At 61.5% G+C, this 19,950-nt stretch carries 15 protein-coding genes; 4 read left to right on the top strand and 11 right to left on the bottom strand.

The window, feature by feature from the left end; all coding sequences use genetic code 11:
• Window positions 1-57 precede the first annotated feature (57 nt).
• The 4 genes from VNZ65_RS02710 to VNZ65_RS02725 all read right to left on the bottom strand — a co-directional run bounded on the left by VNZ65_RS02710 (window position 58) and on the right by VNZ65_RS02725 (window position 4,457).
• Window positions 58-1,014: a choline ABC transporter substrate-binding protein gene (locus VNZ65_RS02710; protein ID WP_325665824.1), complete on the bottom strand. Its 957-nt coding sequence runs from the start codon at window positions 1,012-1,014 to the stop codon at window positions 58-60.
• 182 nt (window positions 1,015-1,196) lie between these two features.
• On the bottom strand, window positions 1,197-2,291 hold the full coding sequence (locus VNZ65_RS02715; RefSeq protein WP_325665826.1) for a GlxA family transcriptional regulator: 1,095 nt from the start codon (window positions 2,289-2,291) through the stop codon (window positions 1,197-1,199).
• Window positions 2,292-2,377: 86 nt separating this feature from the next.
• Window positions 2,378-3,274, bottom strand: a complete 897-nt coding sequence (choW, locus tag VNZ65_RS02720) for a choline ABC transporter permease subunit (RefSeq protein ID WP_414649026.1) — start codon at window positions 3,272-3,274, stop codon at window positions 2,378-2,380.
• Window positions 3,267-4,457: a glycine betaine/L-proline ABC transporter ATP-binding protein gene (locus tag VNZ65_RS02725; RefSeq protein ID WP_325665828.1), complete on the bottom strand. Its 1,191-nt coding sequence runs from the start codon at window positions 4,455-4,457 to the stop codon at window positions 3,267-3,269. Before VNZ65_RS02725 ends, choW begins: the two co-directional genes overlap by 8 nt.
• Before the next feature lie 567 nt (window positions 4,458-5,024).
• Here VNZ65_RS02725 and VNZ65_RS02730 point away from each other — a divergent pair.
• The gene (locus VNZ65_RS02730) at window positions 5,025-5,882 is read left to right on the top strand and encodes a TorF family putative porin (RefSeq protein WP_325665830.1); all 858 of its coding nucleotides are present in this window, start codon (window positions 5,025-5,027) and stop codon (window positions 5,880-5,882) included.
• 172 nt (window positions 5,883-6,054) lie between these two features.
• Here VNZ65_RS02730 and VNZ65_RS02735 read toward each other — a convergent pair whose 3' ends face one another.
• A complete protein-coding gene (locus tag VNZ65_RS02735) occupies window positions 6,055-7,332 on the bottom strand; it encodes an amidohydrolase family protein (protein WP_325665832.1) in 1,278 nt (425 codons plus the stop codon).
• Between the two features lie 297 nt (window positions 7,333-7,629).
• On the opposite strand from VNZ65_RS02735, the gene VNZ65_RS02740 reads away from it, so the two are divergent.
• The 3 genes from VNZ65_RS02740 to VNZ65_RS02750 are packed head-to-tail and all read left to right on the top strand — an operon-like array spanning window position 7,630 to window position 12,259.
• Window positions 7,630-8,823, top strand: coding sequence for an efflux RND transporter periplasmic adaptor subunit (locus VNZ65_RS02740; RefSeq protein WP_325665834.1), 1,194 nt, complete (start codon window positions 7,630-7,632; stop codon window positions 8,821-8,823).
• Window positions 8,824-8,825: 2 nt separating this feature from the next.
• Entirely contained in the window at window positions 8,826-10,805 is a 1,980-nt protein-coding gene (locus tag VNZ65_RS02745; protein WP_325665836.1) for a MacB family efflux pump subunit, read from the top strand.
• Window positions 10,802-12,259 (top strand): efflux transporter outer membrane subunit, encoded by a 1,458-nt coding sequence (locus VNZ65_RS02750; protein WP_325665838.1) that lies wholly within the window; start codon window positions 10,802-10,804, stop codon window positions 12,257-12,259. The genes VNZ65_RS02745 and VNZ65_RS02750 overlap by 4 nt, the downstream gene beginning before the upstream one ends.
• Before the next feature lie 152 nt (window positions 12,260-12,411).
• On the opposite strand, the gene VNZ65_RS02755 is transcribed toward VNZ65_RS02750, so the two are convergent.
• The 6 genes from VNZ65_RS02755 to VNZ65_RS02780 all read right to left on the bottom strand — a co-directional run bounded on the left by VNZ65_RS02755 (window position 12,412) and on the right by VNZ65_RS02780 (window position 19,949).
• Window positions 12,412-13,269, bottom strand: coding sequence for a glycine betaine ABC transporter substrate-binding protein (locus VNZ65_RS02755; protein WP_325665840.1), 858 nt, complete (start codon window positions 13,267-13,269; stop codon window positions 12,412-12,414).
• A gap of 309 nt (window positions 13,270-13,578) precedes the next feature.
• A complete protein-coding gene (locus VNZ65_RS02760) occupies window positions 13,579-14,712 on the bottom strand; it encodes a hybrid-cluster NAD(P)-dependent oxidoreductase (RefSeq protein ID WP_325665864.1) in 1,134 nt (377 codons plus the stop codon).
• 26 nt (window positions 14,713-14,738) lie between these two features.
• Window positions 14,739-16,043 (bottom strand): aromatic ring-hydroxylating dioxygenase subunit alpha, encoded by a 1,305-nt coding sequence (locus VNZ65_RS02765; RefSeq protein WP_325665842.1) that lies wholly within the window; start codon window positions 16,041-16,043, stop codon window positions 14,739-14,741.
• A 35-nt stretch (window positions 16,044-16,078) separates the two neighbouring features.
• On the bottom strand, window positions 16,079-16,873 hold the full coding sequence (locus VNZ65_RS02770) for an electron transfer flavoprotein subunit beta/FixA family protein (RefSeq protein WP_325665844.1): 795 nt from the start codon (window positions 16,871-16,873) through the stop codon (window positions 16,079-16,081).
• Window positions 16,870-18,030 (bottom strand): electron transfer flavoprotein subunit alpha/FixB family protein, encoded by a 1,161-nt coding sequence (locus tag VNZ65_RS02775; protein WP_325665846.1) that lies wholly within the window; start codon window positions 18,028-18,030, stop codon window positions 16,870-16,872. Before VNZ65_RS02775 ends, VNZ65_RS02770 begins: the two co-directional genes overlap by 4 nt.
• Window positions 18,031-18,044: 14 nt before the next feature.
• Window positions 18,045-19,949, bottom strand: a complete 1,905-nt coding sequence (locus VNZ65_RS02780) for a (Fe-S)-binding protein (protein ID WP_325665848.1) — start codon at window positions 19,947-19,949, stop codon at window positions 18,045-18,047.
• Window position 19,950: the final 1 nt, after the last annotated feature.

A 19,950-nucleotide genomic window follows, 5' to 3' on the forward strand; every position in this document is an offset into this window, starting at 1 on the left:
GTGCAGCCACGCTCCGCCGGGACGGAGCGCCTTGCACCCACTTCTTTATTTTGCGGATCAGATGCCGAGCGCAGCCTTCACTGCCGGCAAGCCATCCTTGCCGTCGAAGGTCTTGACGCCAGCCAGCAGCTTGTCAAGCACCTGCGGATTTTTCTTCAGCCAGTCCTTGGCCGCGTCTTTTGGATCTTGCTTGTCCATGATGCGGCCCATCAGCTGGTTTTCGATGCCGGTGGAAAATTGCAGGTTGGCCGCCAGCTTGTCGGCGTTCGGGCAGCGCGTCGCATAATCGGTGGCGGTCACGGTGTAGACCTTGGCTTCGCCATAGTTTGGACCGAACACTTCGTCGCCGCCGCTCAGGTAGCTGATCTTTTGCTGCACATTCATCGGATGCGGTTCCCAGCCCAGGATCACGATCCATTTCTTTTGCTTGACCGCGCGGCCCAGCTCGATCAGCATGCCAGCCTCGCTGGATTCCACCATCTTGAAGTTCTTGAGGTTGAACTGGTTTTTGCTGATCATGCCCTGGATCAGGGCATTGCCGTCGTTGCCGGGCTCGATGCCGTAGATCTTGCCGTCCAGCTCCTTGGAGAACTTGGCGATGTCGGCAAAAGTCTTGAGGCCGGCGTCGTAGGCATAGGTCGGCACCGCCAGCGTATATTTGGCGCCGGTCAGGTTGGGCGTGGCCAGCACTTTCAGCGAATTTTCCTTGACGAAAGGCCCGATGATGGGATCCATGGTCGGCGCCCAGTAGCCGAGGAACAGGTCGATCTGCTTATTCTTGACGCCGGCGAACGTGATCGGCACCGAGGCGATGGTCTTGGTGGTGTGATAGCCCAGCCCTTCATAGACGGCGGATGCGAGGCCGGTAGTGGCAGCGATATCGGTCCAGCCGACATCGGCGAAGCGCACGTTCTTGCACGATTGCGGTTCCTGCGCCTGCGCGGCTCCCAACACTAATATAAAACAGGCAGAGGCGATGCCCATGCCGGCCAGCGCCAGCTTGAATGATTTCATTACATTTTCTCCTGTGGCAAAGACGAAAGTCCGACGCTCCCCGTTTGCATTGCATCGGCATAAATTGAACGCTTAGGCTTGCACTTCAACGCCAGGCCGCAGCCAGCGTGTAAAACCAGGCGTCTTGGTACAAACCAGAAATTACTCGCATGCGCGCGGTGGCTTAGACCGATTGCGACATGCTATTGCCTGCCAGCGTCAAACAGCTCATCCGGTGTCGGCGGTAAAGACGGCAAGGATGGCAACTGCGGCAGTTCATCCACCGCTGACAGGAACGGATGACGCAAATGCCGTTCGCTGCTCGGCGAACGGCCAAACTGATTGCGATACGCCTTGCTGAAATGGCAGGACGACTGGAAGCCGCAAGCCACCGTCACGCTCATGATCGACATGGTGGTCTGCAACAGCAGCTCACGGGCACGCCGCAAGCGCAGCTGCAGGTAGTAATGGGTCGGCGTGACATCCAGGTAGTACTTGAACATGCGCTGCAGCTGCCGCTGCGACAAGCCCACCAGCCTGGCGATCTCTTCAAACGACAGGGTTTCTTCGATATGGGTTTCCATCAGCCGCGCCACTTCGATCAGTTCCTTGCGGCTGAAGCCGAGCCGGGCTGCAATCGGAATATGCTGCTGATAGGCGCCGTCGCGAATCCGCTCCAGGATGAATTGCTCGGAAATTTCCGCCGCCAGCGTCTTGCCGTAGCGGTTGGCGGTCAGGTTCAGCATCAGGTCGATCGGCGCGGTGCCGCCGGAACAGGTGAGGCGGTCGCGGTCCACTGCAAACAGTCCCTCGGTAAACAACACGCGCGGAAAGTCTTCGCGCAGGGCAGAAATGTTTTCCCAATGGATGGCGCACTGATAGCCATTCATCAGCCCCGCCTTGACCAGCGCATAACTGCCGGTGCAGATTCCGCCCAGCATGACGTTGCGCCGCGCCAGCTGGGTCAGCATGGCGTTGAGCTTGTCGTCGACCGCCTCGTGGATCTTGACCCCACCGCAGACGAACAGGATGTCGGGCGTACCGGCCTGCTCAAGCGTCAAGGTCGGCGAGATCGGCAAACCGTTGCTGGCCAGCGCCGGCAAGCCGTCGATGCTGATCACCGACCAGCGGTACAAGGTCTGGCGGCTGATGTAGTTGGCCATGCGCAGGACTTCGATGGCGCTGGCGAAGGCGATCATCGAAAAATTCGGCAAGGTGAGAAAGCCGAAATGCACCACCGGCGCTGGCGCCGCGCTGTGCGGCGATGCCGGTTTTGAAGCTAGTTGCTGCGAAGACATCCTGCCTCCATCTTTGGCTACCGGCGCTGGCGTTCCAGCGCGCGGATCACGTTGCTGCAATCTTGCTTGCACTACCCATGCCCTGGTTAGCCGGCGGCCAGCGCCGGACTCTTGCGGAACCATTTGCGCAGCCGGAAAAAGCGCTGCACCTTGCCGGCTTCCGGCGTGCGGCCGAAACTCTCGGTGATGCGGTCCAGGATGATCGCCAGCAGCACCACGCTCAGTCCGCTTTCAAAGCCGAGTCCGATATCCAGCCGCTGGATGCTGGCCAGCACGTCGTTGCCGAGGCCGCCGGCGCCCACCATCGAGGCGATGATCACCATCGACAAGGCCATCATGATGGTCTGGTTGATGCCCGCCATGATGGAAGGCAAGGCGTTCGGGAACTGCACCTTGTACAGCAGCTGCCAGCTGGTGCAGCCGAAGGCCTGGCCGGCTTCGACGATTTCATTGTTGACCTGGCGGATGCCGAGCGCGGTCAGGCGCACCGCCGGCGGCATCGCGAAGATCACGGTGGAGATGATGCCCGGCACCCGGCCCAGGCCGAACATCATGGCGGCCGGGATCAGATAGACGAAGGCTGGCATGGTCTGCATCAGGTCGAGGATAGGCCGCACGATCATCGCCACCCGCTTGCTCTTGGCTGCCCAGACGCCGACCGGGATGCCCAGCGCCAGGCTGATCAGGGTGGAAGAGATGGTCAGTCCCAGGGTGACGATGGTCTGGTCCCAGAAGCCGGTGTTGTAGATCACGAAAAAAGACACCACGGTGAACAGCGCAAACTTGAAGCCGACGCGCCAGACGCCGAGCGCAATGAAGAAGCCCATCAGCAGCCACAGCGGCAATACTTGCAGGCCGTGCTCTATGGACTCGGCAAACCAGCTGATGGCGTTGCCGAAGCTGTCGAAACTGTTGCCGTGCTTATCGAGGATGTAATGGACGAACTGGTCGACCCAGCGTCCCAGCGGAAGATGCTCAGACATGCGAACCTCGGGATGTTGACAAAGCTTTCAATACCATGGCCTGGCTGATCGCGCCGCAATAGCAGCCGTCGCCGTCCACCACCGGCAAGGGCGAGCGGCTGACTATCAGCTTGTCCATCACGTCCTCCAGGTTGCTGCGGTGATGGATCACCTCGATCCGCTCCATGCCGCTGGCCTGGAGATTACCGCTGGCGTCGGCATGGCGGCGGGTGGCGACGATGCCCTGCACCTTGCGCGCGCCATCCACCACGAAGGCGTAATCGGAGCGGCTACGGTGATACAGCTCGCCACTGGCATGCACTTCATTGGCGGAGGCCACTAGCGGCACGGCGTTGGCTTGCATCAGGTCGCCGGCGGTCAGGTAGCGGTTGGTGTCGACACCGTCGAAGAAGGCGCGCACATATTCTTCCGCCGGGTTGTCGATGATTTCCTGGGCACTGCCGACCTGCACCAGGCGGCCGCCCTCCATGATGGCGATGCGGCTGCCGATGCGCAGCGCTTCTTCCAGGTCGTGCGAGACAAAGATGATGGTGCGGCGCTGTTCCTTTTGCAGATCCAGCAACACGTCCTGCATTTCCTTGCGCTTGAGCGGATCGAGGGCGGAGAAGGCCTCGTCCATGATCATCAGCGACGGATTGACCGCCAGCGCCCGCGCCAGCCCTACCCTCTGCTGCATGCCGCCCGACAGTTCGCACGGCAGCTTGTTGGCGAACGGCGCCAGGCCGACCTGCTCCAGTACCGTCATGGTGCGCCGTTCGCGCTCCTTCCTGCCGGTGCCGGCCACTTCCAGGCCGAAAGCGGCATTCGACAGCACGGTGCGGTGCGGCATCAGCGCAAACGACTGGAACACCATGCTCATGTCGCGCCGGCGCAGCTTGATCAATTGCGAATTCGTCATCTGCGCCACGTTCTGGCCATCCACCAGGACATTGCCGGCGCTGGGATCGACCAGCCGGTTGATCAGGCGGATCAGGGTCGACTTGCCGGAACCTGACAACCCCATCAAGACAAAGATCTCGCCCTCCTGCACCTCGAAGGAAACGTTCTGGACGCCAACCACCTGCCCGGTCTCGGCGAAAATCTTGTCCTTGGAATGCCCTTTTTCGAGCATGTTCAAAGCCAGTTGCGGATTGTTGCCGAAGACCTTGTACAAACGGTCGACTACCACTTTTGCAGACTTCATTACCTGTCTCCTGATAGTGCATGCGATCAGTTGCTGTCCGGACAATTCCTTGCAACAACCTATCGCTCGCGTGCGGGTCTAGCCTGACGGTCATTGCCCGCTTGTTTGAAATCCACTGCTGCAGAGTGTATGTGCAGCACAGCAGGAAAGACAAGCAGCAGCGGCTTCGGCCCGACCGTCGCGATCGCGGAAATTCAAGGGAAACTTCGTTCAGCGTTAATCACATAGTCGCGACAAAGGTCTTTGGCCGAATGACGATTTACGACAAGCACTTATTCAAAAACGACGAAGCACGTGTCGTGCCATGACTGGTGGCGGCCGGCGTGCTGGCGGCATGTCGCAATTCCATCATTTTTAGTCGCAATTGCAGGGAGTTGTGTTTCGACACCGGGACAATAATTATCGCCAGGTAGCGCAGCCTGGCGCGCATTACCGCAACGGCACGGCAGCGGTTCGACTGCCGCCGCATTCATGCAGTCTCGTTTTCTGTTTGCAGCAATCGCCGGCAATCGTCATAAAATGCGATTGATATCAAAATGGAAACGCATTCAAATGGGAGCAGTAGACATGTTTCAGAAATTCAACAGCATCAGGATCACTCCATGGCTGGCGGCGCTGATGGCCTGCGCCCTGCACCTGCCGGCGCTGGCCCAGACTGTCGACAGCGCAACTGCCGCGGCGCCGGCAGCAGCAGCCGTCGCCCCGGCATCGCCATTTACCGCCAACGTTACCATCGCCTCGCAATACGTCTCGCGCGGTTTCCGCCAGACCTGGGGCAAGCCGGCGATACAGGGCGGCGTCGACTATGCTCATCCGAGCGGCCTGTTTGCCGGCACCTGGATGTCGAGCGTGAGCGATCATTTCATCGAGAACGGTTCGGTCGAATGGGACCTGTATGGCGGCTATACCGGCAGCGCCGGCGACCTGACCTATACCGGACAGATCTACTACTACGTCTACCCGGGCGCCGAAGCATCGTTCGCCCACACCAAGTACAACTATGGCGAAGCGGTCGCCTCGCTCACCTATAAATGGTTCAACGTCAAATACTGGCTAACCTACACGCCGGACTATTTCGGCTACAACAGCGCCACGCTCGGCATCGGCAACGGCCAGCACAGCCGCGGCTCCGGCTATCTGGACCTGAACGGCACTTTCGACCTCGGCAGCGGCTACAGCTTGCTGCTGCATTACGGTAACGAGCGGGTAAGGAATTTTTCCGCCTATAGCTTCCAGGATGGCAAAGTAGCGCTGACCAAGGCCTTCGACGGCGGCTGGTCCGTGACCGGCGCAGTCACCAAGGGCTGGGGCAAGAACGGCGTGTACGACCGCTACACCACCGGCGTCCTGAACTCGGCCGGCGTCGCCGAAGTCTCCAATCCGCTAGCCACTACGCTAGTGCTGTCCCTGACCAAAACCTTCTGACAGATCGGAGCCGCCCTGCGCATTTCCGATCAGACACGTAGGGTGGGCACCTGTGCCCACGCGGATGAAGCGGAGCACACACGTCCGGTACATGAATGTCTGCGAGACTGCGTGGGCACAGGTGCCCACCCTACCCTTCTGACAGATCGAGGCCGCCCGGCGCGTGCTCCACTCAAGCGGAATTCAGGCGGAAATCCTGCGCCGCCGGCCGTCCCGGTAAGTTCAAGGTCGCCTGCGCCGCGGGCGACTGGCTGATCACCTTGCCGCGCCGGATCACATAGCGTCTGCCGGCGCGCAGCCTGATGGCTTCCACCGTGCTGCCGGCGTCCAGCACCACCAGGTCGGCATTGCAGCCTGGCGTCAAGCCATAGCCGCCGAGGCCGAGGATGCGCGCCGGCGTTTCCGTCACCGCCATGAAACAGGCGTGCATTGCTTCCTGTCCTGTCATCTGCGCCACATGCAAACCCATGTGCGCCACTTCCAGCATGTCGCCAGACCCCAGGCTGTACCAGGGATCCATCACGCAGTCATGGCCGAAGGCGACGTCGATGCCTGCTTCCAGCAGTTCCGGCACGCGCGTCATGCCGCGCCGTTTCGGGTAGCTGTCGTGGCGCCCTTGCAAGGTGATGTTGATGAGCGGATTGGCGATCGCCGCCACGCCCGCTTCGCGGATCAGCGGCAGCAGCTTGCTGACATAATAGTTGTCCATCGAATGCATCGACGTCAGGTGCGACCCCGCCACCAGGCCGTGCATGCCCAGCCGCCGCGTATGAAAAGCCAGGGTTTCGATATGGCGCGACATGGGATCGTCCGATTCGTCGCAATGCATGTCGACCCGCAAGCCTTTCTCCGCAGCGAACTGGCACAACAGCTTGATCGACTCGGCGCCCTCGGCCATGGTGCGTTCGAAATGCGGAATGCCGCCGACCACGTCGACACCCATGGCGATGGCGCGCTTGAGATTGGCGAATGCAGTCGGACTGCGCAGCAAGCCGTCCTGCGGAAACGCCACCAGCTGCAGATCCAGATAAGGCGCGACACGGCGCTTGACATGCAGCAGCGCCTCCACCGCCAGCAAGCGGTCGTCGCAAATATCCACATGCGAGCGGATCGCCAGCAAGCCGCGCGCCACTGCCCAGTCGCAATACTGCATGGCGCGCGCCACCAGCGCTTCCTGGGTCAGCATCGGCTTCAGCTCGCCCCATAGCGCTATTCCCTCCAGCAACGTGCCTGAACTGTTGACGCGCGGCAGGCCGTAGCTGAGCGTGGCATCCATGTGGAAATGCGCATCCACAAACGGCGGCGTCACCAGGTTGCCGCCGGCATCGATCTCTTGCTCGGCAATGACTGCCAGCGCCACGCCGACAGCGTTGATGCGGCCGCCGGCAATAGCAATATCAACCCCGGTCCTGCCGTTCGGCAGCGAGGCATTCCGTATAAGCAGATCCATAAGCATCCTCTTCATGTGATACAAGGCCGATTGCCGGTACGTTGCCAGCGCGGCGTGAACCCATAGTAACGGCAAAGGAAACGCGCTGACAACCGCAGCGCATGCTTATCGCAAGGGAACTTTTGCGCTGCCGCGATTTCTGATGGCACAGCCATGCGCAATGCGCTAGCCGCATTTGGACCATGGCTGGACCCCGGATGCTAAGATGCAACATAGTGCCATTTTCTCTACTCTTTATTTCATCATCTCCTCTTGAGCAGAAGAACCTGGCGATCCGGCAATCCGTGGGCTCCCATCATGCGTTTATTGAAAAAAAATCCCTTGGCCTACATTATTTCCGTAGGGCTACTTTTACTGCTGGCCTTTGGTCTCTACCATTATTTCTTTTCCGCCAGCAAAGAACCGCAATATCTGACCGCGCCGGTCACTGTCGGCGACATCCAGGACACGGTGCTGGCCAACGGCTCGCTGGAAGCCTTGCAGCAGGTGAATGTCGGCGCCCAGGTATCAGGCCAGCTGAAATCGCTGAAGGTAGCGCTGGGACAGGAAGTAAAGAAAGGCCAGCTGGTCGCCGAGATCGACTCGCTGACGCAGCAGAATGCGCTGCAAAACGCCCAGGCGGCGCTGAACCAGGTGCGCGCCCAGCTGCGCTCCAAGCAAGCCAGCCTGGTGCAGGCGCGCTCGGGTTTTGCGCGCCAGCAGCGCTTGCTGGCGGGCGACGCCGGCTCGCGTGAAAACTACGAAACCGCAGAAGCCACGCTGCAATCGACCTTGGCGGATATCGATTCGCTCAATGCGCAGATCGAACAGGCCAAGATCACCGTCAGCACCGCCATGCTCAATCTCGGCTATACCAAGATCACCGCGCCGATGGATGGCAAGGTCGTGTCGATCGTCACCAAGGAAGGACAAACCGTCAATTCCGCCCAGCTGACGCCGACCATCATCATCCTGGCGGAACTGAACACCATGACCGTGAAAGCGCTGGTGTCGGAAGCCGACGTCATCCGCGTCAAGCCGCAGCAGCCGGTGTTCTTCACCATCCTGGGCGATCCCGACCATCGCTTCAACGGCATCCTGCGCAGCGTCGAGCCGGCGCCGGATTCGATCAGCAGCGACGGCAGCGACAAAAGCAAGACTGCTGCGACCGCGGCGCCGGTGTATTACAACGCCCTGTTCGATATCCCCAATCCGGACAACAAGCTGCGCATTTCGATGACGGCGCAAGTCTCCATCGTCCTCAACGAAGCCAAGGGCGCGCTGACGATTCCCTCGACCGCGCTGGGCGAACGCGGCAAGGACGGCCGCTATCAGGTCCGGGTGCTGCAAACCAAGGACGGCAAGCACACCGTGGCCATGCGCCAAGTGCGGATCGGCATCAACAATATCCAGGCGCAGGTGCTGGACGGCCTGAAAGCGGGAGAAAAAGTGATCGTCGGCGACGGCGGCGACAAGCCGGCTGAGGAACAAGCCGCCATGATCATGGGCTGACCATGAAGCCAGCCTTGCTAGAACTGAACGGACTGTATCGGCGCTTTCCGTCCGGCGAAGAAACCGTCACCGTCCTCAACAACATCAACCTGACGATTGCCGCCGGTGAAATGGTGGCGCTGGTCGGCCCCTCCGGCTCGGGCAAGTCGACGCTGATGAATATCCTCGGCTGCCTCGACCGTCCCAGCAGCGGCAGCTATCATGTCGCCGGCCAGGCCACCGGCGAGATGCAGGCGGATGCGCTGGCGCAGCTGCGGCGCGAACATTTCGGCTTCATCTTCCAGCGCTATCACTTGCTGCCGGACCTGGACGCCGCCAGCAATGTCGAAATCCCGGCGATCTATGCCGGCAAGCCGGCGGCGGCGCGCAAGCAGCGCGCGCAGGAACTGCTGGCGCGCCTCGGCCTGGCCAACCGCAGCCACCACCGGCCCAGCCAGCTGTCCGGCGGCCAGCAGCAGCGCGTCAGCATCGCCCGTTCGCTGATGAACGGCGGCCAGGTGATACTGGCCGACGAACCGACCGGCGCCCTGGATAGCCACAGCGGCCAGGAAGTCATCAAGATCCTGCAGGAGCTGCATGCCGAAGGCCATACCGTGATCATCGTCACGCATGACATGCATGTGGCCGAGTATGCGCAACGCATCATTGAAATCAGCGACGGCGAGATCGTCGCCGACCGCCCCAGCAAGAGCGGCGGCAGCAGCACGGCGGCGCAGCCTGCGGCGGCCGGCGCGCAGCGGCCGCTGATCGACCTGCAGCAAGAATCGTCCTGGCGCGCCACCGGCGCCAGCCTGATCGAAGCCTGCCGCATGGCGCTGCTGGCCATGCGCTCGCACCGGCTGCGCAGCTTCCTCACCATGCTGGGAATTATCATCGGCATCGCTTCGGTGGTGTCGGTGGTGGCGCTGGGCGAAGGCTCGCGCCAGCAAATCCTGAAGGACATCAACTTCCTCGGCACCAACAACATCACGATCTATCCCGGCAAAGACTGGGGCGATGAAAAGGCAGCCGCGGTGCGCACGCTGGTGTCGGCCGACGCCGACGTGCTGGCGCGGCAGCCGTATGCCGACAGCGCCACGCCCGGCGTCACCACTGCAGCCACCGTGCGTTACCGAAATATTTCGGTGAGCGCCTCGCTGCAAGGCGTCGGCGAACAGCACTTCCGCGTCTACGGAATAACGATGGCGGAAGGCCGTTCGTTCACGCCGGACAGCATCCGCCACCAGCTGCAGGAAGTGGTGATCGATCACAATACGCGCCAGAAGCTGTTCGGCAGCCGCGATGATCCGATCGGCCAGGTACTGATGCTGGGAAGCATCCCCAGCCGCATCATCGGCGTCGCCAAGAAGGAAAGCAACTCCTTTGGCGGAGGTGGCAGCAACCTGACCCTATGGGTTCCCTATACCACGGCGCAGACGCGCATCATTGGCAAATCTTCCCTGCAGTCGATCACGGTGCGCATCAACGACGCCGCCTCGCCCGCCGCCGCCGAAAAGAGCATCGTCAAGCTGCTCACCCAGCGCCACGGCAGCAAGGACTTCTTCATCCTGAACAGCGACAGCATCCGCAAGACGATCGAATCGACTACCCGCACCATGACCTTGCTGGTGTCGATGATTGCCCTGATTTCGCTGGCGGTGGGCGGCATCGGCGTGATGAACATCATGCTGGTCTCGGTCACCGAGCGAATCCAGGAAATCGGCGTGCGCATGGCGGTCGGCGCGCGCCAGGGCGACATCATGCGGCAGTTCCTGATCGAAGCGGTGCTGGTCTGCCTGCTCGGCGGCGTGCTCGGCATCGGGCTGGCGCTCGGCATCGGCGTGCTGTTCGCCAGCTTCGGCGGCAGTTTCCAGATGCACTATTCGCTCACTTCCATCGTAGTGGCTTGCACCTGCTCCACCCTGATCGGCATCATCTTCGGATTTTTACCAGCCCGCAACGCGGCCCGCCTGGATCCGGTCGAAGCCCTGGCACGAGAATGAAACCTATCCCCATGCGCAATTTCAACACTATCCTCGGCCTGCTTGCCGCCAGTTTGCTGGCTGGCTGCAGCGCCATGCATACGCCCTACCAGCCCGCAGCGCTGAGCACGCCAACAAGCTGGCAGAATCAGCCGCTGCTAGTGGCCGGCGACACCGTCTTGCATGATCGCTGGTGGCGCAACTTCAACGATCCGCAGCTGGACCAGCTGATCGAACTGGCGCTGGCGCGCAATAACGACCTGGCGGCGGCGGCCATCCTGGTGCGGCGGGCGCAGCTGCAAGCCGGCCTGGCGACCACCAATCCGACCGTCTCGCTAGGCCTGAACACCAGCAACAGCCGCAACCTGAACGGCTCGTCGGGCGCCATCCCGGGCTTGCCCGGCGCGCCGGTCAGCAGCCGCAGTCAGTCGCTGACGGCAAGCGTCGCCTACGAAGTGGACCTGTGGGGCAAGCTGGCCAGCCAGCGCGACGCTGCCCAATGGGAAGCGCTGGCGACCGCGGAAGACCGCGACAGCGCGGCCCTGTCGCTGATCGGCACCACCGCCGGCCTGTACTGGAAGATCGCCAATCTGGAACAAAGGATCGTCCTCAGCGAACAAAGCATCGCCTATGTCGCCAGGATCCTGCAGCTGGTGCGCGTGCAATACGAGGCCGGCGCCGTCTCCGCGCTGGAAGTGCTGGAAGCCGAGCGCTCGCTGGCGTCGCAGCAAGCCAGCCATACGCTGCTGCTGCAAGACATGGTGGAAACCCGCAGTGCGCTGGCGATCCTGTTTGACGGGCCGCCTGAAACCAAGGACAGCGGGCACTACCGCCTCACGGCCGACACCCTGCCTGCGGTCGATGCCGGCCTGCCTGCCGAGCTGCTGGCGCGACGGCCGGATTTGCGCGCAGCAGAACTGCGCCTGCGCAAGACGCTGTCCAGCGCCGACGCCATACGCAGCGGCTACTATCCGACCTTCAGCCTGACCGGCACCCTCGGCAGCAGCAGCACCAGCCTGCAAAACCTGCTGCAAAATCCTGTAGGCACGCTGGCCTCCGGCCTGACTTTTCCATTCCTGCAATGGAACCAGATGCAGCTGAATATCGCAGTCTCCAAGGTCGATTATGAAAAGGCTTCGATCGACTTCCGCCAGACTTTCTACAAGGCTTTGCGCGATGTCGAAATCGCGCTGTCCGCACGCAGCCAGTTCCAGGATCAGGGTGTCAGGCTGGCGCAGTCGCTGGCAGCAGCCCGGCGCATCGAAAGCCTGTACCAGGAGCGTTACCGCGCCGGCTCGGTGGCGCTGAAGATCTGGCTCGATGCACAGGAAACCCTGCGTAGCGCCGAGAGCGCCGTGGCGGACAACGATCTCAACCTGCTCAACAGCCAGGTCAAGCTGTACCAGGCCCTTGGCGGCGACATGAAGGTAACCGCCGCAAGCCCGGCCAGCGCGGAGCGGCCGCCCGCGCTCTGACAAAGGAATGCAAGGTGGGCAGGTTTCATTGCCCACGCTGAAATACCCATCCTCCTGCCAATTCCGCGTGGGCACGTGTGTTCACCCTACAGCGCTTGGCTGCTAGGCGAAGCGGAAGCCGCCGCGGTTGCCTTGCTTAAAAGCTGAACCGCCTATTTCTGCAGCCATTCACCGACGCGCTGCGGATGCGCATCCAGCCATTGCCTGGCCGCGGCTTCCGGCTTGGCGCCGTTTTCTATCGCCAGCATGACGCTGTCGATTTCACCCGGTTTCCATGAAAAATGCGTCAGCAAGTCATTCACCGGTCTGGCCTTCGCCGCCAGGCCGGGATTGGCGATATTGTCGACATGTTCGGCTTCGCCATAGACCTTCTTCGGATCGTCGAGAAACTTGAGTTTCCACTTGGCGAACATCCAGTGCGGCACCCATCCCGTCACTGCAATCGCCTTATTGTTCCTGATCGACCGCTCCAGTTCGGCCACCATGCCGCTGCCCGAGCTTGGCAGCAGTTTGTAGTCGAGTCCGTATTCCTTGATCGCCAGTTCAGTCTTGGTCATGACGCCGGCGCCGGCATCGATGCCGACGATGCGTCCCTCAAAAGCGGCTTTCTGTGCCGCCAAGTCAGCGATGCTGCCGACGTTGACATAGGCAGGCACAATCAACCCTATCCTGGCGCCAGGGTAATTGACGCCGAGATTGACCACCTTGTCTTTCAGTTTTTCATAATAAGCGCCCTGCGTAGTCGGCAGCCAGGCCGACATGGTCGCATCCAGATCCCCGCGCGCCACGCCCTGCCACATCAGGCCGGCCGATACCGGAATCAGCTTGACCTCATAGCCGAGATCCTGCCTGATGATTTGCGCCGCGACATAAGTCGTAGCCACGCTGTCGGACCAGCCTTCCACGTAACCGATCTTGATGACCGGCTTAGATTCAGCACTTGCCGCGCCCATGCTTGCGAGGCATGTCAGTGTGAGGACAAGGCAACATAGTTTTCGTAATGGGTTCATGGCTTGACTCTTTCGGCGTTTTCAAACAATTGGGGTCAGAGTCGAATTGATTTTTTTCGACTTGCTGCTGTTCGTGCTCCGTAGCAAGCTAGTTGAAATTAATTGGGGTCGGAGTCGAATTTATTTACATCGGTTTGCTACGACTGCTGCTCCGTAATTCGTCAATTGGGGTCAAAGTCGAATTAAATTAATTCGATGCACTACTGTTTGTACTCCTTGGTCCGTCAATCGGGGTCAGAGTAATTTACGACGATGAAACTGTCGTAAAAAAACTCTGACCCCGATTGACTGGGTTTCTGGTGCGCGGCCTTATTTGTCTACTACCAGGTTGCTTAATGGTTTGCTGCAGCACAGGAGCACCATGCCTTGATCTATTTCGCGCTGGCGGATACCGCCTTTGTGCTGCATGTCGACGCTGCCGGAAATCAGCTTGACCTTGCAGGTGCCGCACATGCCTTGCGCGCAGGATGAGGCCAGGCGCACACCGGCGCTGCGGGCGGCTTCCAGTACATGTTGCTGCGGGCCGCAGACGATCTGGCGGTTGCTTTTCTGGAAGTTGATTTCAAAGCCGGTCAGCGCCGTCGTTTCGCTACTTGCCGGTGTTGCGCCGCTTTCTGCTCCATTTGCCGCGCTTGCCTGCCCGGCCTCTTGCTGCAAAGTCTCAAAGGAAAAACTTTCTTCGTGATAGTGCGTGCGCTCGAAACCTGCTTCATCCAGCATGCCGCGCACCGCTTTCATATAGGGCGCGGGGCCGCAGACGAAGATTTCGCGCTCCATGAAATCGGGCGCCATCAGCTTCAGCGCCGCCAGCGACAGCATGCCGGTAGGCCCCGGCCAGTCGCGCCGCTGCCCCAGCCGTTCGCAGATGAAACGCGTCTTGAAATTCTGCTGGCTGGCGGCAATCAGGCCCAGCTCGCGTTCGAAGATGATGTCGTCCGGCGTCCGTGCACTGTGGATGAAAACGATGTCGCGGTCGTCGCACAGGTCGTGATGGGCGCGCGTCATCGACATCAATGGCGTGATGCCCGAGCCTGCCGACAGGAACAGATATTTTTCCGCCGGATGAATGGCGCACGTGAATTCACCGGCTGGCTGCAGCACTTTGACCTTGTCGCCCGCTTTCAGATTGTCGTGCAGCCAGTTGGACACCGGTCCTCCCGGCACCCGCTTGACCGTGATCGAAATGGCATGCGGCCGCGCCGGCGACGAGGAAACGGTGTAGCAGCGGTTGACGGCTTCACCGTTGATTTCCAGCTCCAGCGTGATGAACTGGCCGGGCTGGAAGATGAAGCCGCTGCCGTCAGGTGCAGCGAAGAAAAAACTCTTCACGTCATGCGTCTCTGCCCGCACCTGGCAACACATCAGGCTATCCTCGCGATCGCTGTCCCACAGCGGCGGCATGGCGTCCCAGAAACTCGGGCGATTCAATTTATGCGTATCCATGTCCGGTCCCGGCAATATTTCTGCTTTCAATCCATTCTCCGCAGCACGCTCACTGAGGCAGTCTCAGGCGCGGCCAGCCCAGCCTGCAGGCGCCCGATGTACCAGGTGCAGAATTTTTCCACCAGCCCTTCGGTAAACGGCGAATACGGACCAGGCTGGTAGGCGCTGCTGCGCGCACCCTGCTGCGACAGCTCGACCAGCCGCTTGTCCTGGTCGTTGGTAGCGTTCCATACCGCCGTCAGGTTATCCAGCTGATAGTCGATGCCTTCGCGCGCATCCTTGTGCACCAGCCATTTGGTGCGCACCAGCGTGCGTTCCGCCGACAGGGGCAGTACCGAAAAACTGACGATATGGTCGCTCATGAAGTGATGCCAGGAATTCGGCTGGGTCCAGAACGACAGGCCGCCCAGGTCGGCCCGTTCGAACTGTCCCAGCAGCATGCCGCAAGCGACCTTGCCATCCAGTGTCTGCGATTCGCCGGCGCGGTCCAGCGGCAGGCGCTGCGTGCGGAAGCCGCTCACCAGCTCGTCCAGCCGCTCGATCTCAGCCGACGGCAGGCCGCCGCGTTCCCATTCGGCGCAACGCTCTGCCGCCAGACGATTGAATTCACCAATCTGTTCGGCGTTGCCGGGCGCGCTCTGGTAGCCGAAGCCAAATTCGAACAATGACGCCGTCAGCTCTGGATGGTTGGTCGCGCAGTGATAGCACTCGCGATTGTTTTCCATGGTCAGCTTCCAGTTGCCCTCTTCGATCAGGTCGACCTGTTTGGCGATCTTGCAATCCTGCAGGCCGTGCGGCAGCAGATAGGGCGCCATGGCTGCACGCATCACCGCAAAATCCTCGGGCGGATGCTCTGCCAGGCAGATGAAGATCAGTCCGGCCAGATTTTCCACATGCACCGATTTGAGGTTGTGCTTGCAGCGATCGAATTTTTCACCCATGTGCTCGGCATAGATCAATTCGCCGTTCAGGTTATAAGTCCATTGATGATAGGGGCAGACCAGGTTGCCGACCGATCCCTTGTGCTCAGAGCACAGGCGCGCACCGCGGTGGCGGCACACGTTATGATAGGCGCGCACCGCCATGTCGTCGTCGCGCACCACCACGATGGAATTGAGGCCGATCTCGACCGTGACATAGTCGCCCGGCTCGGGAATATCCGGATCGATCGCGACATGGATCCAGTGCTTGCCGAAAATTTCCCGGATATCCATCTCGAAAATTTCCGGGCTCAGGTAAAACGGTGCATCCAGGCTATGGCCTGACAGGCGTTCGGCGATCAGTGCTTGAATCTCTTTGGATACTTTCAATTTACTCTCCATGTGACGCATTTATGGAACCGCCGCTTTACAAATTCAGTTGCAAATCAATAGTCGACCAGGTGATGCTCGCGCAAATAAGCCAGCACTGCCTGCGCCTTGTCAGCTGCGCTGCCTTCCTGCAGCACCTTGCCGCCGCGGCTCTCGGCCACGGTGGCGGCCTGCATGCGTGCATGGCCGGAACGCTTTTCCGGCGCCGCCAGTTTGCGTGGCAGAGCTTTAACGTTTTCGATCCGCCATTCGGTGCCGGCTTGTTCTATCCCCGCCGGAAAAACCTGGCTGCTGATCCGGCCGGCGCGCAAGCGGGCGTAGGCATAACGCAAGCGAGACGGCGTCAATGGATGCACCGTCAGCAAGGCCGGTAGCGACAAGGCGACTTCACGCCGCCGTCCTTTCGGCAAGAATTGCTCGGCGACGATGGCTCCGCTGCTTGCTGTTATCGCAATCGCTCCGGCCAGCAGCGGCAATTGCAGGCGCGCCGCCAGTTGATAAGGCAGCATGCCGCTGGCCTCGCCGCTCTCGGCGCGGCTGCCGCACAGCACCAGGTCGTAGCCTTGCAGTTGTTCCTGCAAGGCTGGCAACACGTCCTGCTCCGCAGCCGCTTCGATCACGCTGATCCTGGCTGCGCCCAGCGCCAGATACTCGGACAGCGCCGGATTGTCTGCGTGGCCGGCATGGATGACATCGATACTGATGTCAGCCGCGACGTTTCTACCCTGGGCCAGATCGCGGGCCAGGCCTAAAGCAGCAGCGTCGTTACGGCTATAGCGTGGCACGCCGCTTACCGGGTGCCGGCCTATCGATACCAGTACCGCAATCCGCCTGATAGCCGGCTGTTTCATGGCGTGACCTCCACCGCCCGCGCCTGCCGGACCTGTTCCAGCAAGGCTGACATCAGTTCTTGCGCGTCGCCGATGATGCTGAGATCGGCGCGTTTGATCATGGGCGCGCTGGCATCCAGGTTGACTGCGATCACATGACGGCAATCCTTGATGCCCTGCAGATGCTGGACCGCACCGGAAATGCCAAAAGCCAGGTAGGCGCTGGCGCTGACTGTCTTGCCGGTGGCGCCGATCTGCTTGTCGCGTTCGAACTTGCCGTCGTCGACCGCAACCCGGCTGGCGCCGACGGCGGCGTCCAGCACCTGCGCCAGCGCATTGAACAGGGCGACATCGCCGACGCCATTGCCTGCCGAAACGATGAAATCGGCTTCATCCAGCGCAACTTGGGACGCTGCCATGGTTTTCACGCCAAGATCGACAAAGGCGGCGGCCGAAGCGCCACCCGCAGCAACGGCGAGCGCGGCGGCCGTTTGCCCGTCGCGCTGCCCGCGTCCCAGAAATGGCAAGCGCGCATCCACTGCGTCAGCTTCCAGCAACACGATTGCCGTCAGCTCGCGGCGCGCCATCAGGCTGCCCTGCTGCCGATAGACCGCCAGCCCTTCCTGTTTGATCTCCACTACATGCGTGGCGATGCTGGCCGCGCTCATGGCCGCGCCCAGGCGTCGTCCCAGGTCGCTGTCGGCGACGCCGCTGTCGGCCATGAAGACATGCGCCGGCAGCAATTCTTCGAGCAAGGCGATCAGGGCCGCCAGCTCCGCTTCCGGTGCAAACAGATGACTGCCGTATTGAGGCAAGACGATGCAGCGATCGGCGCCAAGGGCAGCGGCATCGTCGTTCAGTTCGCCGAACACCAGCAACACCACTTCGGTGGCGCCGTCCGCCAGCAGTGCTGCGGCAGCCACCGCCTGGCGGGTATGTTCATCGAGGCCGCCGCGGTCGCTGTGCGCCACCGCCAGCAAGCATTTTGTCAGCCGAGCGTTGACCGCCAGGCGCTGCGGCTTGATCGACTGGTGCGCCTGCGCAAGCGACAATGCATGCTGTTCAAGTCCTGTGCTACCAGCCTGTCCCAGCACAATGCGCTTCAAGCCTTCGGCATTGAGCGTGAACGGGCGGCGCGGATCTATCCGCCTGATGCCGCCCGCTGTTGCCATTGCCATCGCCATGTCCATATTCATTCCTCCAATGCAGCGGCAAGCAGTTCGGCGATATCGCGTATCTCGGGACGCGGCCCCACTACGCCTTCCAGCATCGCGGTGCAGTTCGGACAGGCCACCACCACGGTATCGGCACGCACCGTGCGAGCATCATGAATACGGATATCGGGAATGCGCTGCTTACCGGGGATATCGGTCAGCGGCGCGCCGCCGCCACCGCCGCAGCAGCGGCCGCGCATGCCATGGCGTTCCATTTCATGCAGCGGCAGGCCCAGCAGCTTGAACAACTCGCGCGGCGCCTCGGTTTCGCCGTTATAGCGGCCCAGGTAACATGGGTCGTGATAGGTAAAGCGCTGCTCGTTATCGACGGCCGCGCGCGGCTTGAGTTTTCCTTGGTTGACCAGCGACGCCATGAAGCCGGTGTGATGCAGCACTTCATAGTGGCCCCCGAGCGCCGGATATTCGTTGCGCAAGCAATGCATGACATGCGGATCCGCAGTGACGATGTGCTTGAAGGTAAATGCCGACAGCTGCGCAATCATGTGCTGCGCCAGGTTCTGGAAGGTCGCTTCATCGCCAAGGCGGCGGGCGACATCGCCGCAATCGCTTTCCAGAGAACCGAGCACGGCGAAATCGACATCCGCGGCCTGCAGCACCTTGACCAGCGCGCGCAGGCTGCGCTGGTAACGCATGTCGAAGCCGCCTTCGCCCACCAGCAGCAGCACATCTACCGCCTGGCCGGCGCTGATCTGGCGGACATTCAGGTCCAGCGCCCAGTTGTAACGCACACCGAGATCGAAGCCGCCGGCGCTGCCGGTTTCGCGCAAATTGGCCAGTACTTCCGGTCCTTTGCCCGGCACCGCACCGAACTGCAAGGTTTGATGACGGCGCAGATCGACGATGGCATCCACGTGTTCGATCAGCATCGGGCATTCCTGCACGCAGGCGCGGCAGGTGGTGCAGGACCAGAGCGTGTCGCTGGAAATCAGGCCCGGTACGATCGCATCCAGTGGGCTGCCCTGATGGCCGCCGAGCGGAATGCCAGGATAGGGACTGCCGGCAAATGCGGCGTCGCTGCCGCCCGCCATGCCGGTCACCATGTCCTGGATCAGTTTCTTCGGATTCAAGGGCTGGCCGGCGGCAAACGCCGGGCAGGCCGCTTCGCACTTGCCGCACTGGACGCAGGCATCGAAGCTCAGCAATTGATTCCAGCGAAACTCGATCGGTTTGCCCACCCCCAGCTCACCTTGCGCCAGCTGCAGAGGTTTGAGCGCCGTGGTCGGAGTGCCGCCGGCAGCCTGCTTGAAACGCTCAGGGCGCGGATGAAAAGCCAGGTGCAGCAAGCCAGCCAGCGCATGCTTCATCGGCCCGCCGCGGGTGGCGCCGACGGTCAGGGTCCAGGCGCCAAGACCCAGCAAAAACACGGTCGCCAGCGCGCTCGCACCGGAAACGAGCTGCAGCGGAATCAAGCCCAGCGCCAGCAAGCCCAGCGCAAATGCTGCGAGCATCCACGGCAGCCGCATCCAGGCGCCGCGCGACAGGCGCGCCGGCGGCGTACGGCGGCGGTGCCAGACAAACAGCACGCCAACCAGCATCAGCAGCGCGCACAAGCCGATTGCGGTATTCAGCGCCGCGGCATACAGCATCAAGCCATAGTTGAGCGCCACCAGCGCCATGGCGGCAATCGCGCCGCCGGCGGTGGCCACGTGGGTGCGGGCGATATACGGATCGCGTGCCACCACATGGTGCAGATCGACAAAATAGCGCTTGGGAATGGCCAGCAGCCCCAGCCAGGCCACCGGTGCTTCACGGCCGGCGCGCCACAGCGCTGCCCGCCGCGTCATGCCCACCGTCAGCCCGGCCACCGAAAGCCAGAACAAAATCGTGATCAACAGATTAAGGGAAGAAGCTGCCGCGCTCATA

Source organism: Collimonas sp. (assembly GCF_035566555.1).
In the GTDB taxonomy this organism is placed as follows: Bacteria; Pseudomonadota; Gammaproteobacteria; order Burkholderiales; family Burkholderiaceae_D; genus Collimonas.

What these genes read in the sequence shown, in the direction of transcription:
- VNZ65_RS02735 (WP_325665832.1), bottom strand. Translation starts at nt 7,332, where the DNA reads ATGGATCTGCTTATACGGAATGCCTCGCTGCCGAACGGCAGGACCGGG.
- VNZ65_RS02710 (WP_325665824.1), bottom strand. Translation starts at nt 1,014, where the DNA reads ATGAAATCATTCAAGCTGGCGCTGGCCGGCATGGGCATCGCCTCTGCC.
- VNZ65_RS02730 (WP_325665830.1), top strand. Translation starts at nt 5,025, where the DNA reads ATGTTTCAGAAATTCAACAGCATCAGGATCACTCCATGGCTGGCGGCG.
- VNZ65_RS02750 (WP_325665838.1), top strand. Translation starts at nt 10,802, where the DNA reads ATGAAACCTATCCCCATGCGCAATTTCAACACTATCCTCGGCCTGCTT.
- VNZ65_RS02755 (WP_325665840.1), bottom strand. Translation starts at nt 13,269, where the DNA reads ATGAACCCATTACGAAAACTATGTTGCCTTGTCCTCACACTGACATGC.
- VNZ65_RS02765 (WP_325665842.1), bottom strand. Translation starts at nt 16,043, where the DNA reads ATGCGTCACATGGAGAGTAAATTGAAAGTATCCAAAGAGATTCAAGCA.
- VNZ65_RS02715 (WP_325665826.1), bottom strand. Translation starts at nt 2,291, where the DNA reads ATGTCTTCGCAGCAACTAGCTTCAAAACCGGCATCGCCGCACAGCGCG.
- VNZ65_RS02760 (WP_325665864.1), bottom strand. Translation starts at nt 14,712, where the DNA reads ATGGATACGCATAAATTGAATCGCCCGAGTTTCTGGGACGCCATGCCG.
- choW (WP_414649026.1), bottom strand. Translation starts at nt 3,274, where the DNA reads ATGTCTGAGCATCTTCCGCTGGGACGCTGGGTCGACCAGTTCGTCCAT.
- VNZ65_RS02745 (WP_325665836.1), top strand. Translation starts at nt 8,826, where the DNA reads ATGAAGCCAGCCTTGCTAGAACTGAACGGACTGTATCGGCGCTTTCCG.
- VNZ65_RS02780 (WP_325665848.1), bottom strand. Translation starts at nt 19,949, where the DNA reads ATGAGCGCGGCAGCTTCTTCCCTTAATCTGTTGATCACGATTTTGTTC.
- VNZ65_RS02775 (WP_325665846.1), bottom strand. Translation starts at nt 18,030, where the DNA reads ATGGCAATGGCAACAGCGGGCGGCATCAGGCGGATAGATCCGCGCCGC.
- VNZ65_RS02725 (WP_325665828.1), bottom strand. Translation starts at nt 4,457, where the DNA reads ATGAAGTCTGCAAAAGTGGTAGTCGACCGTTTGTACAAGGTCTTCGGC.
- VNZ65_RS02740 (WP_325665834.1), top strand. Translation starts at nt 7,630, where the DNA reads ATGCGTTTATTGAAAAAAAATCCCTTGGCCTACATTATTTCCGTAGGG.
- VNZ65_RS02770 (WP_325665844.1), bottom strand. Translation starts at nt 16,873, where the DNA reads ATGAAACAGCCGGCTATCAGGCGGATTGCGGTACTGGTATCGATAGGC.